17 protein-coding genes and 3 tRNA genes are annotated in these 14,244 nt (G+C 67.6%); 16 read left to right on the top strand and 4 right to left on the bottom strand.

Annotated elements, in window-relative coordinates; translation table 11 throughout:
• Positions 1 to 61: 61 nt before the first annotated feature.
• Together ABZV40_RS03045 and ABZV40_RS03040 are read right to left on the bottom strand one after the other, a co-directional pair.
• The gene (locus ABZV40_RS03045) at positions 62 to 271 is read right to left on the bottom strand and encodes a hypothetical protein (RefSeq protein ID WP_355434828.1); all 210 of its coding nucleotides are present in this window, start codon (positions 269 to 271) and stop codon (positions 62 to 64) included.
• 195 nt (positions 272 to 466) lie between these two features.
• The gene (locus ABZV40_RS03040; RefSeq protein WP_355434825.1) at positions 467 to 1,258 is read right to left on the bottom strand and encodes a GNAT family N-acetyltransferase; all 792 of its coding nucleotides are present in this window, start codon (positions 1,256 to 1,258) and stop codon (positions 467 to 469) included.
• Between the two features lie 15 nt (positions 1,259 to 1,273).
• On the opposite strand from ABZV40_RS03040, the gene ABZV40_RS03035 reads away from it, so the two are divergent.
• From ABZV40_RS03035 to rplA, 12 genes are all read left to right on the top strand, one after another.
• Positions 1,274 to 2,026, top strand: a complete 753-nt coding sequence (locus ABZV40_RS03035; RefSeq protein WP_355434822.1) for a PhzF family phenazine biosynthesis protein — start codon at positions 1,274 to 1,276, stop codon at positions 2,024 to 2,026.
• A gap of 159 nt (positions 2,027 to 2,185) precedes the next feature.
• Complete coding sequence (locus ABZV40_RS03030; RefSeq protein WP_355434819.1) at positions 2,186 to 4,792, top strand: EAL domain-containing protein; 2,607 nt, start codon at positions 2,186 to 2,188, stop codon at positions 4,790 to 4,792.
• A gap of 74 nt (positions 4,793 to 4,866) precedes the next feature.
• Positions 4,867 to 4,942, top strand: a tRNA-Thr gene (locus ABZV40_RS03025).
• Positions 4,943 to 4,984: 42 nt separating this feature from the next.
• Positions 4,985 to 5,057, top strand: a tRNA-Met gene (locus tag ABZV40_RS03020).
• A gap of 224 nt (positions 5,058 to 5,281) precedes the next feature.
• A complete protein-coding gene (gene rpmG / locus ABZV40_RS03015; protein ID WP_015105301.1) occupies positions 5,282 to 5,446 on the top strand; it encodes a 50S ribosomal protein L33 in 165 nt (54 codons plus the stop codon).
• Between the two features lie 70 nt (positions 5,447 to 5,516).
• A complete protein-coding gene (locus ABZV40_RS03010) occupies positions 5,517 to 5,966 on the top strand; it encodes a MaoC family dehydratase N-terminal domain-containing protein (protein WP_355434816.1) in 450 nt (149 codons plus the stop codon).
• Positions 5,963 to 6,373 (top strand): MaoC/PaaZ C-terminal domain-containing protein, encoded by a 411-nt coding sequence (locus ABZV40_RS03005; protein ID WP_355434813.1) that lies wholly within the window; start codon positions 5,963 to 5,965, stop codon positions 6,371 to 6,373. The genes ABZV40_RS03010 and ABZV40_RS03005 overlap by 4 nt, the downstream gene beginning before the upstream one ends.
• 168 nt (positions 6,374 to 6,541) lie before the next feature.
• A tRNA-Trp gene (locus ABZV40_RS03000) sits at positions 6,542 to 6,614 on the top strand.
• A 34-nt stretch (positions 6,615 to 6,648) separates the two neighbouring features.
• On the top strand, positions 6,649 to 7,065 hold the full coding sequence (gene secE / locus ABZV40_RS02995) for a preprotein translocase subunit SecE (protein ID WP_355434810.1): 417 nt from the start codon (positions 6,649 to 6,651) through the stop codon (positions 7,063 to 7,065).
• Between the two features lie 40 nt (positions 7,066 to 7,105).
• Positions 7,106 to 7,909 (top strand): transcription termination/antitermination protein NusG, encoded by an 804-nt coding sequence (gene nusG / locus ABZV40_RS02990; RefSeq protein WP_355434807.1) that lies wholly within the window; start codon positions 7,106 to 7,108, stop codon positions 7,907 to 7,909.
• An 87-nt stretch (positions 7,910 to 7,996) separates the two neighbouring features.
• The gene (rplK, locus tag ABZV40_RS02985; RefSeq protein WP_030473500.1) at positions 7,997 to 8,431 is read left to right on the top strand and encodes a 50S ribosomal protein L11; all 435 of its coding nucleotides are present in this window, start codon (positions 7,997 to 7,999) and stop codon (positions 8,429 to 8,431) included.
• A gap of 79 nt (positions 8,432 to 8,510) precedes the next feature.
• The gene (gene rplA, locus ABZV40_RS02980) at positions 8,511 to 9,221 is read left to right on the top strand and encodes a 50S ribosomal protein L1 (RefSeq protein ID WP_109628839.1); all 711 of its coding nucleotides are present in this window, start codon (positions 8,511 to 8,513) and stop codon (positions 9,219 to 9,221) included.
• A gap of 56 nt (positions 9,222 to 9,277) precedes the next feature.
• Here rplA and ABZV40_RS02975 read toward each other — a convergent pair whose 3' ends face one another.
• Together ABZV40_RS02975 and ABZV40_RS02970 are read right to left on the bottom strand one after the other, a co-directional pair.
• Positions 9,278 to 10,048 carry a methyltransferase domain-containing protein gene (locus ABZV40_RS02975; RefSeq protein ID WP_355434803.1) on the bottom strand — a complete coding sequence of 257 codons (771 nt, stop codon included), beginning with the start codon at positions 10,046 to 10,048 and terminating at the stop codon, positions 9,278 to 9,280.
• A gap of 9 nt (positions 10,049 to 10,057) precedes the next feature.
• Positions 10,058 to 10,816, bottom strand: coding sequence for a hypothetical protein (locus ABZV40_RS02970; protein WP_355434800.1), 759 nt, complete (start codon positions 10,814 to 10,816; stop codon positions 10,058 to 10,060).
• Positions 10,817 to 11,058: 242 nt separating this feature from the next.
• Here ABZV40_RS02970 and rplJ point away from each other — a divergent pair, with 242 nt between their 5' ends.
• From rplJ to ABZV40_RS02950, 4 genes are all read left to right on the top strand, one after another.
• Positions 11,059 to 11,613, top strand: a complete 555-nt coding sequence (gene rplJ, locus ABZV40_RS02965) for a 50S ribosomal protein L10 (RefSeq protein ID WP_355434797.1) — start codon at positions 11,059 to 11,061, stop codon at positions 11,611 to 11,613.
• Between the two features lie 55 nt (positions 11,614 to 11,668).
• On the top strand, positions 11,669 to 12,058 hold the full coding sequence (gene rplL, locus ABZV40_RS02960; RefSeq protein ID WP_355434794.1) for a 50S ribosomal protein L7/L12: 390 nt from the start codon (positions 11,669 to 11,671) through the stop codon (positions 12,056 to 12,058).
• Positions 12,059 to 12,404: 346 nt separating this feature from the next.
• A complete protein-coding gene (locus tag ABZV40_RS02955) occupies positions 12,405 to 13,460 on the top strand; it encodes an ABC transporter ATP-binding protein (RefSeq protein ID WP_355434791.1) in 1,056 nt (351 codons plus the stop codon).
• Positions 13,457 to 14,242, top strand: a complete 786-nt coding sequence (locus ABZV40_RS02950; protein ID WP_355434788.1) for an ABC transporter permease — start codon at positions 13,457 to 13,459, stop codon at positions 14,240 to 14,242. The genes ABZV40_RS02955 and ABZV40_RS02950 overlap by 4 nt, the downstream gene beginning before the upstream one ends.
• Positions 14,243 to 14,244: the final 2 nt, after the last annotated feature.

Below are 14,244 nucleotides of genomic sequence, written 5' to 3'. Positions count from 1 at the left end.
TCAGCGCGCAGCATACCCCATGTCGAACACATGTTCGATCATTGGGCGGTCAACACGCCGATCAACTGGCGGCGAGAGCCGCCCGGCCGTCGTCGGTCAGCTCGGCGCAGACACGCCGGCCGAACGAGGTGGGCTGCGCGGGGCGCAGCAGTCCCGCGTGCACGAGGTCGTGCGTCGCCATCTGGTCGCAGCAGGGCAGCCCGTCGACGTACAGCTCGGGCTCCGTGCCGCCGGTGACCTCGGCACGGCCCGCCTCGACGGCCCGCAGCATCGACCTTGCTCTTCCGCTGAGTTCCATCTCGACCCCCCAGGATGTGGTGTCCGAATCCGCTACCCCTTTGTCGAAATAGAGGCCGGATTCGTTCCACAAGTACGGTGTCGTTTGGGTTCTTCGCTTGTGTGAACGGGTAGATCATGCGCCACTAGGCCGTTCGGGTCGCGAAGACACGCCGGGAGAGCCGCGCGGTCACGATCTCAGGGCCGGGCGACGAACCCAAAGCGTCCAGCTCGGCCGGTACCCGTGCGAGTACCAGAACGGCGTCGAGCGCGGGTTCGGCAGGGCGTGGTGGAGCAGCGTCGACGCCACTCCGGAACCGTCCAGGAGGGCGTGCACGTGCGCCACGAGTGCGCTGCCCGCGCCCGTGCGGCGGGCATCGGGCCGTACGCCGAGGTGGCCGATGTACGCGAACGGGTGGGCGCGCGCGTACCGCTCGATCCACAACGCGTCCTCCGGCATGTCGACGTAAACCATGCCGACGGGCGTGTCGCCGCGGACCGCGAGCCACATCGACTCGGTGGGGCGGTCCAGCACGTCGGCCAGCGAGGCCCGCAGGTGCTGCGCGCTGTTGGGGCGTTCGGACACCATCCCGAAGGCCTCGTCGTACCTGATGGTGCCGAGGTTGAGCTCGACCGCGACGTCGAGGTCCGCGTGCGTCGCGGGACGGACGTGCACGTCGGACGGGCGCTGTGCGACGACGTGCCCGGCGCGGCGTTCGGCGATCACGACCAACGGCGCGAAGCCGTGGCGGATCAGCGGAAGCGCGTCGGTGGTCTCGTGGCTCGGCAGCGTCACGATCGCCGCGGTGTCCGGGTCGTCCACGCCGGTGAGCCGGGTTTCCCACTCGTCGAGCAACGCGGGCAGGTCCCAGCCGGGTTGCCAGGTCAGACCGTGGGTGCGCAGTGCCCCCCAGGTCGGGAGCAGTGAGTCCGGGTCCGTCTCGCGGTAGGAAAAGAGGTCGGCCACGCCCCATCTGAACATGGCAGGGTCACAGGCGTGGAGATCTACGTGGTGGATTCGTTCACCGACCGGCCCTTCGCGGGCAACCCGGCCGGTGTCGTGCTCCTGACGGAACCCCGTGACGACGCCTGGATGCAGGCCGTCGCCGCCGAGATGAAGCACGCCGAGACGGCGTTCGTCACCCCCGACAACCACCTCCGGTGGTTCACCCCGACGGTCGAAGTCGACTTGTGCGGGCACGCCACCCTGGCCACCGCGCACGTGCTGGGCGGGGAGCAGAAGTTCACGACGCGTAGCGGAGTCCTCACATGCGTCAACGACGACGGATGGGTCCGGATGGACTTCCCGGCGGACCCGCCAGAGTTGACTGACCCGCCAATCGGACTAGCGGAAGCGCTGCCACATGCGACGATCAAGTCCGTGTCGCGCGGGCGCTTCGATTATCTGGTCGAGGTGGCCGACGCCGCGGAAGTCCGTTCCTTGCGACCTGATGTCCAAGGACTGACACAGATTTCGTCACGCGGAGTAATCGTCACGGCGACTGGCGACGGTGAAGCGGATGTCGTGAGCCGGTGCTTCTACCCGCGGGCCGGAATCCCGGAGGACCCCGTCACCGGTTCGGCGCACTGCACGCTCGCGTCCTATTGGGTGCCGCGGCTGCAGCGCGCTGACCTGCTGGCGGAGCAGGCGTCACCGCGCGGGGGGTTCGTGCGCGCGACCCTCACCCAAGATCGCGTACTGCTCTCCGGGCAGGCCGTGACAGTGCTCCGAGGGTGGCTGAGTGTGTAACCACGTCTGGGTGAATCGACGTCACTAGGGGTGCTCGACCTGCCATTTCGTCCCCCGAGCGGGGTACATTGGTGCCCCTGGAGGGGTCCTGATCGCCAAGTGCGGGACCCCTCAGTCACGCCTTGAGGTTCCCCCACCCCAGGCCGACGAGGAGGCTGGATGTCCGACCGAGCGTCGGCCCCCGTGTCGGACTCGGCCGCCTGGTCGGCCAAGTCGACCAACCGCGCGTTCAGCGCGTTCGCCGTCACCCTCCTGGTGGCCGGCGTCGTCTGCGCGGGCATGGTCGCGGCCTGGCTGCCGGACAGGGAGACCACCTCCCTCTTCTGGATCGGCCCGCTGCTCGTCGTCGGCTTCCTGCTGGCCGAGCAGCTCGCCATCAACGTCGACGTCCGCAGCGGCGTCGCGTGGACCATCTCCTTCACCGAGATCCCGCTGGTCCTGGGCCTGCTCGTGGCCCCGTTCGAGGTCGTGCTCGCCGCGCACGTGGTCGCCGGCGTGGGCACGTTGCTGGGCAGGCGGATCCTCGACCGCGCCGTGTACAACGCCGGCCTGATGTTCATGGAGATCTCGGTCGCGTTCGCCGCCTCCGAGGCCGTGAACAAGATCGTCGGTGCCGGTGGGCCGTTCTGGGCGGGTGCGTTCGTCGGCACCATCACCGTGCCACTCCTCGCGAGCGTGCTGGGCCTCTGCGCGTTGCGGCTCATGGGCAAGTCGATGCGCGTCGGCAACAGCGTCCGTCTGGTGCTGCAGACGCTCGTCGTGGCGCTGCTGAACACCTCCGCGGGCCTCGTCGGCTACCAGATCGTCTCCACCACCGCGTGGGGCGGCGTCCTGATCGTCCTGGTGCTCGCGGGCATCGTGGCCACCTACCTCGCCTACTCGGGCCTGCTGCGCGAGCAGCGCGACCTGGAGGCGTTGAGCGAGGTCAGCCTCCGTGTCGCGAGGTCGGGACAGCACGGCACCGGCCCGCGCCAGCCCGACGACGACCTCACCACGGGCGCGGAAGAGGACGAGTGGCAGCTCATCGCGGAACGCATCCGCGAGCAGCTCAACGCCAACCGCGTCGTGCTGCGCCTGCGCACCGACCCGCAGGAAGCCATGATCACCCTCGTCGCCGGCGAACCGCTGCCCGACGAGATGACCGCGACCGACCCGCGGGCCGTGCGCGAGGACCCGATCCTGCAGCTGCCCGGCACGCACGTCCGGTACTACCGCGTGGCCGACGCGACCGAGGACGTCACCGAGGCCCTGCTGCGCCGTGACGCGCAGGAAGCGCTCGTCGTCCCGTTGCGCGGCGCGACCCAGCTGCTCGGCGCAGTCGAGGCGCACGACCGGCTGTCCCGCTGGCGCGGTTTCGGCAAGGCGGACATCCAGCTGCTGCGGACGCTGGCCTCGCACCTCGCGACGGCCGTCGACAACCGGCGCCTGCTCGCCCGGTTGCGCCACGACGCCTACCACGACCCGCTGACCGGTCTGCTGAACCGGCCCGGCTTCCGCGAAGCGTGCGCCGAGCCGCTGCGCGAGTCCCAGAGGGGAGTGGTGCTGCGGATCGACCTCGACATCCTGTCGACGGTGTCCGACGCGCTGGGCCAGGCCTGGGGAAACCGGATGGTCGTCGCCGCCGGACGCCGGCTGCGCGACGCCCTCGGCGCCGACGTGCCGCTGGCCCGGTTGGAAGGTGGCGCGTTCGCCGCGTTCCTCGACGACACCCGCGCCGCTACCGCGCACGAGATGGCCGAACGGTTGCGGGCAGGGCTTTCCGTGCCGTACCCGGTCGACCGGCTCACCGTCGAGGCCTCCGCGGTCGTCGGCTACGCGTCCAAAGCGGACTCCGAGACCGAGGACCTGGACCCGGACGCGTTGCTGCAGCGCGCCGACGTCGCGGTGCGCGCGACGTCGGAGGGCACCCCGGTCAAGGCTTATTCGCCCTCGATGGGCCAGATCTTCCTGCGCCGCTTCCAGCTCGTGACGCAGTTCCGCCAGGCCGTCGAGACCGGCCAGATCTCGGTGCACTACCAGCCGAAGGTCGCGCTGCCGTCCCGCCAGGTCGTGGGCGCGGAAGCGCTGGTGCGCTGGACACATCCGGAGTTCGGCCGCGTCGACCCGGACGAGTTCGTGCCGGCCGTCGAGGCCACCGGTCTCGTGGACGTGCTGACCGACTTCGTGATGGACAGGGCCCTGGAACGCGTCCGGCGCTGGCTCGACCGCGGGCTGCGGATGTCCATCGCCGTCAACCTGTCCGTGCGGACGCTTGGCGACGAGGACTTCCCGAACCGCGTGGCGGCGGCGCTGGAGCGCCACGACGTGCCGTCCGGGCTGCTGACCTTCGAGCTCACCGAGTCGGGCGTCATGGCCGATCCCGAGCGCGCTCTGCCGGTGCTGCGGCGCCTGCACGCGATCGGTGTCGTGCTGGCGGTCGACGACTTCGGCACCGGCTACTCCTCACTGGCGTACCTGCGGCAGCTGCCGGTGGACGAGGTGAAGATCGACAAGTCGTTCGTGCTCGGGATGGGCACGGACCTCGGCGACATGGCCGTGGTCCGGTCGATCGTCGAGCTCGGGCACTCGCTCGGCCTCGTCGTGGTTGCCGAGGGCGTGGAGGACGACGCCGCTCGCGACCAGTTGGTCGGGATGGGCTGCGACGTGGCTCAGGGGTACCTGATCTCGCGGCCGCTGTCCGAAGATCGGTTCGAGGCGTGGCTGCGTGCACGAACGGTGCAGGTCAGGGGTGCCCGCGATGAGACGGTGCTCACCTTGGTGCACTAGAGGCACCCCCGGATTTCGTTCTTGGTGGACGCGTGTTGTAGAGTTCTCCTCGCTCGGCAAGAACGAAAGAGCAAGCCCCTTTAGCTCAGTCGGCAGAGCGTCTCCATGGTAAGGAGAAGGTCTACGGTTCGATTCCGTAAAGGGGCTCCACTACTGGCCGCAGTGCTGAGCGCTGCGGCTGTAGTTGTGTAAAGCGGTGTAGCTCAGTTGGTAGAGCAAGCGGCTCATAATCGCTGTGTCGCCGGTTCAAGTCCGGCCACCGCTACGTGAGTGGGTGAGGTGTGTCCGCGGAGAGCGCGGACCTTCCTCACTCCGCAGTAACATTCCCTGGGGGCTTCGCCCCCAGACCCCCTTCAGTCGTCAGGTCTCTGATGGCGTGGGGGCTGGAATCGGGCAGCAACCTCGTTGCCCAACCCCGCCGGGCGGTAAGCCCGTACCGGATGCCTCCTCCGAGGCCGGGGACCATGAGCTCTCAGGAAGGCAAGGACCGTGGCTGCAACCGACGTACGCCCGAAGATCACCCTCGCGTGCGAGGAGTGCAAGCACCGGAACTACATCACCAGGAAGAACCGGCGCAACGACCCGGACCGCCTGGAGATCAAGAAGTTCTGCCCGAACTGCAAGACGCACCGCGCGCACAAGGAAACCCGCTGAGCGCGTAGCAGGTCTTCGACGAGGCCCGTCCCACATCTGGGGCGGGCCTCGTCGCATATAGGCTCCTCGGGTGCCTCTCGATCCCGCCTTCATCGGACGCAGTTATCCGCCGTCGCAGCCGTACGACGTGAGCCGCGAGAAGATCCGCGAGTTCGCCGACGCCATCGGTGCGACCAGCCCGGCCTACCGCGACGCCGACGCCGCGAAGGCGTTGGGGCACAGGGACGTCATCGCGCCGCCGACATTCGCGATCGTGGTGTCGATGAAGACCAACGAGACGGTCATGTTCGACCCGGAGCTGAAGCTCGACTACAGCCGCGTCGTGCACGGCGACCAGAGCTTCGTCCACCACCGGCCCATCACCGCGGGCGACCAGCTCGTCAGCGTGGCGCACATCGACGCCATCACGTCCCGCATGGGCAACGACATGGTGACCGTGCGGACCGAGATCAGCACGGTCGACGGCGAGCTCGTCACCACCGCCAAGTCGATGCTCGTCGTGAGGGGAGAAGACGCGTGACCAACGCAGCTGTCGGTACCGAACTGCCGGCCCTGTCCGTCCGCCTCAGGCGCGACGACCTGGTGCGCTACGCGGGCGCCTCGCTGGACTTCAACCCCATCCACTGGAACGAGAAGACCGCGAAGGCCGTCGGCCTCCCGGACGTCATCGCGCACGGCATGCTGACGATGGCCGTGGCGTCGCGGATCGTCGCGGAGTGGGTCGGCGACCCCGGCGCGATCGTCGAGTACGGGTGCCGGTTCGGCCGGCCCGTCGTGGTGCCCAACGACGACGAGGGCGCGCTGGTCGAGGTGACCGCGAAGGTCACCAAGGACTTCGAAGACGGAACTGTGAAGGTCAACATCAACGCGAGCTTCGAGGGCAAGTCGGTCCTGACCGGCGCATTTGCTCGCGTGCGTGTTTCCTGACACATGCGATCGGCCACAGTTGTACGACCCTGATTCGTGTTCTCGGCACTCGTATGGGTAGGCTGTGCGACAGGCCGCTCGACAGATGCTTGGGCGGTCTGGTTGGAGTGGTCGGGACTGGCTCCCGTACACTTCCTGCGTGGCCAGGGGGTCTCTCGTGGATCCCGAAGGGGTGTAGCTCAACTGGCAGAGCAGCGGTCTCCAAAACCGCAGGTTGCAGGTTCAAGTCCTGTCGCCCCTGCTGTCGAAGCGTCATGGGTGGAGTGGAGGACGGCATGAGCGAGGGCCGCGAGCAGGATCTGCCGGAGGAGCGCGAAGGCGCTGCCGTCCGGCCGTCCACTGCTGCGGCGCGGCGTGAACGTCGTGCCTCCTCTCGCCCGGCCGCCCGCAAGGACGGCAGCAGCGCTGAGTCGAAGAAGAGCGTCGTCAAGACCGACTCCTCGGACGAGGACGCGAAGAAGGGTCGCCCGACCAAGACCCGTGACGGACAGGAGAAGCGTCCCTCGCTGATCGGGCGGTTCTTCCGCTACCTCCGCGAGGTCATCGGCGAACTCCGCAAGGTGATCTGGCCGACGCGCAAGCAGCTCGTCACCTACACCGGCGTCGTGCTGGTGTTCGTGGTCTTCATGGTTGCGCTGGTGTGGGCTCTCGACCTCGGCTTCGGCGCGGCTGTTTTCGAGCTGTTCGGCTGAGCCGGACAGCTGCCGCTGCAATCAGGAAGCGAGATCCACAGTGACCTCCGATAACGGCGTCGACGCCCAGGAGCTGACCGACCTCACCGACGACGAGGTGTCCGAGGACACCGCGGTCGACGAGACGGTCGAGTCGGAGGCTGTGGAGTCCGAGGACGAGGGCACCGACGCGGACGTCGAGGCCGACGAGGACGTGGACGTTCTCGCCATCGACGAGACCCCGATCGACGAAGAGATCGCCGACCCCGCCGAAGAGCTGCGTCAGGCCCTGCGCCACGCGCCCGGTGACTGGTACGTCGTGCACTCGTACGCCGGTTACGAGAACAAGGTCAAGGCGAACCTCGAGACTCGTATCCACACGCTCGACATGGAGGACTACATCTTCCAGGTCGAGGTGCCGACCGAAGAGGTCACCGAGATCAAGAACGGCCAGCGCAAGCTGGTGCAGCGCAAGGTGCTGCCCGGTTACATCCTGGTCCGCATGGAGCTCACCGACGCGTCCTGGAGCGCCGTCCGCAACACGCCGGGCGTGACCGGGTTCGTCGGAGCCACCTCCAAGCCCTCGCCGCTCACCATCGACGAGGTGCTGAAGTTCCTCCTCCCGCAGGGCGAGCAGAAGCCCGCGGAGGGCAAGAAGGCCGCTTCGACGGCCGCTCCGAAGCCGACCATCGAGGTCGACTTCGAGGTCGGCGAGTCGGTCACCGTCATGGACGGACCGTTCGCCACGCTGCCCGCCACGATCAGCGAGGTCAACGCGGACGGCCAGAAGCTGAAGGTCCTGGTGTCGATCTTCGGCCGGGAGACGCCGGTCGAGCTGTCGTTCAGCCAGGTCTCCAAGATCTGAGCGGTTCCCTCTCGCGAGGGGGCCGATCGGCCACGCTGCGGCTGGCAGGGCCGCGCGCGGACACCGCAATAACAGGAAGTACGGACAATGCCACCCAAGAAGAAGAAGCTGTCAGCGATCATCAAGCTGCAGATCAAGGCTGGTGCCGCCAACCCGGCGCCGCCCGTTGGTCCCGCGCTCGGTCAGCACGGCGTCAACATCATGGAGTTCTGCAAGGCCTACAACGCCGCGACCGAGTCGCAGCGCGGTCAGGTCGTGCCGGTCGAGATCTCCGTGTACGAAGACCGCTCGTTCGACTTCAAGCTGAAGACCCCGCCGGCCGCGCGACTCATCCTCGCCGCCGCTGGTGTCGAGAAGGGCTCCGGCGAGCCGCACCGCGTCAAGGTCGCCAAGGTGACCATGGAGCAGGTCCGCCAGATCGCGCAGACCAAGATGGTCGACCTGAACGCGAACGACATCGACCAGGCCGCGAAGATCATCGCCGGCACCGCCCGTTCCATGGGCATCACGGTCGAAGGCTGACCAAGAACTTTCAAGCAAGCGTGGGAGAGCCGAGCGCGGCTCATTCACCACGAACTGATCCACGGTTAGGAACAGAGTTATGAAGCGCAGCAAGGCCTACAAGGCCGCCGCCGAGCTGGTGGACCGGGAGCGGCTGTACTCGCCGCTGGAGGCCGCCAAGCTCGCCAAGGAAACGTCCAAGGTGAAGCTGGACGCCACCGTCGAGGTCGCTATCCGCCTCGGCGTCGACCCTCGCAAGGCCGACCAGATGGTCCGCGGCACCGTGAACCTGCCGCACGGTACGGGCAAGACCGCCCGCGTGATCGTCTTCGCAACCGGTGACAAGGCCGCCGAGGCCGAGGCCGCCGGTGCGGACGCCGTTGGCTCCGAGGACCTGATCGAGCGCATCCAGGGTGGCTGGCTCGACTTCGACGCCGCGATCGCGACCCCCGACCAGATGGCGAAGGTCGGCCGCATCGCCCGCATCCTGGGCCCGCGTGGCCTGATGCCGAACCCCAAGACCGGCACCGTGACCCCCGAGGTCGCGAAGGCGGTGAACGACATCAAGGGCGGTAAGATCAACTTCCGCGTTGACAAGCAGGCCAACCTGCACTTCGTCATCGGCAAGGTGTCGTTCGACCCCGAGAAGCTGGTCGAGAACTACGCGGCCGCGCTGGACGAGGTGCTCCGCGCCAAGCCGTCCGCGGCCAAGGGCCGGTACGTCAAGAAGGTCACCGTCTCCACGACGATGGGCCCCGGCATCCCGGTCGACCCGAACCGCACCCGCAACATGCTGGTGGACGAGGCCTGAGCCTCACCGGTTTGAAGTGAAAGGCCCCCGGCGAACCGGGGGCCTTTCGCGTTGGCTCACCACGGTTTGCGTGCCGCCAGCAGGAACATCAGCGGTGCGGCCGTGAAGTCGCCGCTTCGCAGTTCCGCGAGCCAGCGCTCGCCGTCCGCGCGCTCGATCGCGCCGGCGCGGACCGCCCGTTCCGTGTTGCGGCTGAAGGCGAAGATCTTGTCCGCCAGGGCGAAGTCGCGGAACACCGGAGCCGCGGTGTGCACGGCCTCGACCTCGAAGCCCGCCGCACGGGCCAGGCGCGCCAGCTGACGGCCGATCGTGGCGTTGCGGACCATCGTCGAGCAGACGAACCGGTTGAACGCCCGGTTCATCTCCAGGTCGCCGTCGACGGTCAGCGAGTCCCAGTCCGGCTCGCCGATGCGCAGCAGCCCACCGGGTTTGAGCACGCGCAGGAGTTCGGACAGGACGGTGGCGGGGTCCGCGACGTGCTGCAGCGCGCGGTCCATCCTCGCCCGGTCGAAGGTGGCGTCCTCGAACGGCAGCGCGTGGCCGTCGCCCAGGCGGACCTCGACGTGCGGGTGGTCGTGGAAGCGGGTGCCCGCGGCGTCGACCATCTTCTGGTCGATGTCGACACCGACGACGCGCCCGGACGTGGTCACCGCGTCCGCCATGGCCTGGAGATCAGCGCCTGGACCGCAGCCCAGGTCGAGGACGGTGAGACCGGGCTCCAGCCTCAGCAGGTCGAGCAGTTGCCGCTTGTAGTCGACGGCCACCGCGGCCACGTCGTCCATGTACGCGACCTTGTCGGGGCTCGGCACCCCCAGTGCATTCGTCATGCACCCCAATCAACCACAGGTGCTGGGCGACCAGTCGGTGATGACCCAGCCGGAGCCGACCTTCTCGACGACGAACGTGCCGAGCCGCGGGCCGCCCTCGACGGTCAGCTCGCACGAGTTGATGGTGACCTTGGTGGTCGTCGGGGTCTTGAGCATCTCGGGCGGGAACATCACCTGCTGGTACTTGTCGACGCTCGTGACCTGCTTCTTGAGGGACTTGACCGCGGTCGCGCAATCGCTTGCGTTGTGGGCGTTGGCGAACTTCTGGCGGGTGTCGTCGCGCAGGAAGAGCGTGCAGGCACGGGTCGTGTCGGCGAACGAGACGTGCTTGTAGAACATGCCGACGGTGCCCTGCAGCCCTGCCGGTGCGGAGAGGCCCTGAGCCGGGCCGGTCACGCCGCCGCTGTCCTGGGCGATGTCACCGGGATCGTCGGTGCCGAAGTAGTGGTTGTAGGCCCAGAGGACCGAGATGACGACCAGGAGGAGGAACAGCATGCGCCAGAAGAGGCGGCTGGTGAGCACGAAGAGCCACCAGCGGTTCCTGGGTCGGTAGGGCTGGGGCTCGTAGGAGGGGTAGGGCTGCTGGGCCGCCTGCGGTGCCGCAGGCGGCGGCGTTCCCTGTGGTGCCGTCTGGCCCGTGGCTTCCTGTTGGCGCCGGAACTCCTGAAAGCGCTGGAACTCCTGGAACTCACGGAACTGCTCGTCCATCGGCGTGGCAGGGGGCTGCGGCTGGCGGGGCGCGAGGTCCTTGCCGGGCTCGTCGGTCACAGGTCACATCATGCCGATTTGGTTCGGTGGACACGACTCGCGTACTCTCATCGGTGGTTCTACCGAAGACCGCTGGTTTTCTCCGCGAGGAGAACGAAGGCCCCGTTGCAACACGGGCGGCCCGCGCAGGGAGGACGAGGCTGGCTTCTTGTTACGCCCCGTGCTGCTGTGCGCGTGGGCGTTTTTGTTGTTTCGGAGCCTTCTCGGCTGGCGGTCTACCCCAGCCCAGAGAGGAGGCGATCATGGCGAAGCCCAGCAAGGTTACGGCGGTCGCTGAGCTCGCGGACCAGTTCCGCACCAGCTCGGCAGCGGTTGTCACCGAGTACCGTGGCCTCTCCATGGCGCAGCTCACCACGCTGCGTCGCGCTCTCGGCGCGGGCACCAAGTACACCGTCGCGAAGAACACGCTGGTCAAGCTGGCCGCCGCGGACGCCGGCGTCGAGGGCCTCGAGGCCCTTCTGTCCGGCCCGACCGCCATCGCGTTCGTCGAGGGCGAGCCCGTCGACGCCGCCAAGGCGATCCGCGACTTCGCGAAGGACAACAAGGCCCTGGTCATCAAGGGCGGCTACATGGATGGCCGCCCGCTCTCGGTCGACGAGGTCACCGCTATTGCGGACCTCGAGAGCCGTGAGGTGCTGCTCGCGAAGCTCGCGGGCGCGATGAAGGGCAACCTGGCCAAGGCCGCGGGTCTGTTCAACGCCCCGGCTTCCCAGGTCGCTCGCCTGGCTGCTGCCCTGCAGGAGAAGAAGGCCGCTGCGGCTCCCGCCGCCGAGGCCGACGCTCCCGCCGAAAGCTGATCACCCGAAGACACACCCGACGCTTTCGCGCGGGAGATAGAAAGGAACGCCGATCATGGCGAAGCTCAGCACCGAAGAGCTGCTCGACGCTTTCAAGGAGATGACCCTCCTGGAGCTGTCCGAGTTCGTGAAGCAGTTCGAGGAGACCTTCGAGGTCACCGCCGCGGCGCCCGTCGCCGTTGCCGCCGTTGCCGGCCCGGCTGGCGCTGCTGCCCCGGCCGAGGAGGAGAAGGACGAGTTCACCGTCGTCCTCGAGTCCGCCGGTGACAAGAAGATCCAGGTCATCAAGGTCGTCCGCGAGGTCGTCTCGGGCCTGGGCCTGAAGGAGGCCAAGGAGCTGGTCGAGTCCGCTCCGAAGCCGCTCCTGGAGAACGTGGCGAAGGACGTCGCCGACGCCGCCAAGGAGAAGCTCGAGGCCGCCGGCGCCAAGATCACCCTCAAGTGATCTGGGCCCCTCCGGGGGCTCGCGCTCTGCCTCGCAGTGCCTGAACGGGCGTGCACCCACAACGGGGGTGCACGCCCGTTTTGCATGTCCGGCGCCCTGTGCCGCACATCACCCACACGTGTTTGTGAGGTGCACGCGGGGACCCTGCGTACTGCATATGAGTACGCAGGGTCCCCGCGTGCCGTCCGGAACGCGCGGAAGTGGTCGTTTTGTGCTTTACGAATCGGTGGCGTTATCGGAACGCAACCGCCGTTAGGCCAACTGGTGAGTAACCTGCCGCGAACGAACTCGTTGCCCCAGTGTGACGCCGATCGCCGCGGCGTCTTGGGCGTGTGCGGAGGTGCGGATGGGCGTCGAGGTGGTCGTCGAGGGTCTGACCAAGTCCTTCGGCAAGCAGACCATCTGGCAGGACGTCACGCTCACGCTGCCGCCGGGTGAGGTCAGCGTGATGCTCGGACCGTCGGGTACGGGCAAGAGCGTGTTCCTGAAGTCGCTGGTCGGGCTGCTCAAGCCGGAAAAAGGCAAGATCGTCATCAACGGGACGGATCTCGTGCGGTGTTCTGAGCACCGGTTGTACGAGATTCGGAAGATGTTCGGCGTGCTGTTCCAGGACGGCGCGTTGTTCGGGTCGATGAACCTGTACGACAACATCGCCTTTCCGTTGAGGGAGCACACTCGCAAGACGGAGGCCGAGGTTCGGCGGATCGTCCTCGAGAAGATGGAGATGGTCGGTCTCGTCGGCGCGGAGAAGAAGCTGCCCGGGGAGATTTCCGGCGGTATGCGCAAGCGGGCCGGGCTCGCGAGGGCGCTGGTGCTGGATCCCGAGATCATTTTGTGCGACGAACCCGACTCCGGGTTGGACCCGGTGCGCACGGCGTACCTGAGTCAGTTGTTGATCGACTTGAACGCTCAGATCGACGCGACGATCCTGATCGTCACGCACAACATCAACATTGCTCGGACGGTGCCGGACAACCTCGGGATGTTGTTCCGGCGCGAGCTCGTCATGTTCGGGCCGCGTGAGGTGTTGCTGACCTCGGACGAGCCGGTCGTCGAGCAGTTCCTCAACGGGCGGCGGCTCGGGCCCATCGGCATGTCCGAGGAGAAGGACCAGGCCACGATGGCCGCCGAGCAGGCGCACGCGGACGCCGGGCACTCGGACGGGTCGCCGGACGAGGACATGCGCGGTGTCGTGCCGCAGTTGGAGCCGACGCCCGGACTGCCTTTCCGGGACGCGGTGAGGCGGCGGAAGGACCGCGTCATGTCGATCATTCACCAGCTGCCGTACGAGGCGCAGCAGGGAATCATCGCGAGTCTCACGCCGGATGATCTGGTGCGGTACAACGTGCACGCTTCGGCGCCCACGCCCAGTCCCTGGCCTCGTCAGGGCGGTGTGCTGTGACCACGCAGACGACTTTTCCCGGCGCGGGAGCGCTGCGGGAGACCGGGAAGTTGTGCCAGCTCGGGATCGACGTCGTGCGGACGTCGTTCCGGCGGCCGTTCCAGTTGCGGGAGTTCATTCAGCAGAGCTGGTTCATCGTCAGCGTGACGGTGTTGCCGACGGCGCTGGTGTCCATTCCGTTCGGTGCGGTCATCGCGTTGCAGCTGGGGTCGTTGACCCGGCAGATCGGTGCGCAGTCGTTCACCGGTGCGGCCAGCGTGCTGGCGATCATTCAGCAGGCCAGTCCGATCGTGACGGCGTTGTTGATCGCGGGTGCGGGCGGCAGCGCGATCTGCGCGGACCTCGGCAGCCGGAAGATCCGAGAAGAGATCGACGCCATGGAAGTGCTCGGCGTGAGCCCGATCCAGCGGCTCGTGGTGCCTCGGGTGCTCGCGGCCATGCTGGTGTCGGTGCTGCTGAACGGCATGGTCAGCGTCGTCGGTGTGCTCGGCGGGTACTTCTTCAACGTGATCATGCAGGACGGCACGCCCGGTGCGTACCTGGCGAGCTTCTCGGCGCTGGCGCAGTTGCCGGACCTGTGGATCAGCGAGATCAAGGCGCTGATCTTCGGGTTCATCGCGGGCATCGTGGCGGCCTACCGAGGGCTCAACCCGGCCGGCGGGCCGAAGGGCGTGGGTGACGCGGTGAACCAGGCCGTGGTCATCACGTTCCTGTTGCTGTTCTTCGTCAACTTCGTCCTCACCACGATCTACCTGCAGGTCGTGCCCGCGAAGGGGAGCTGACG

This window comes from Lentzea sp. NPDC004782 (genome assembly GCF_040609115.1).
GTDB lineage: Bacteria > Actinomycetota > Actinomycetes > Mycobacteriales > Pseudonocardiaceae > Lentzea.
This window is presented reverse-complemented; position numbering and strand designations above follow the sequence as displayed.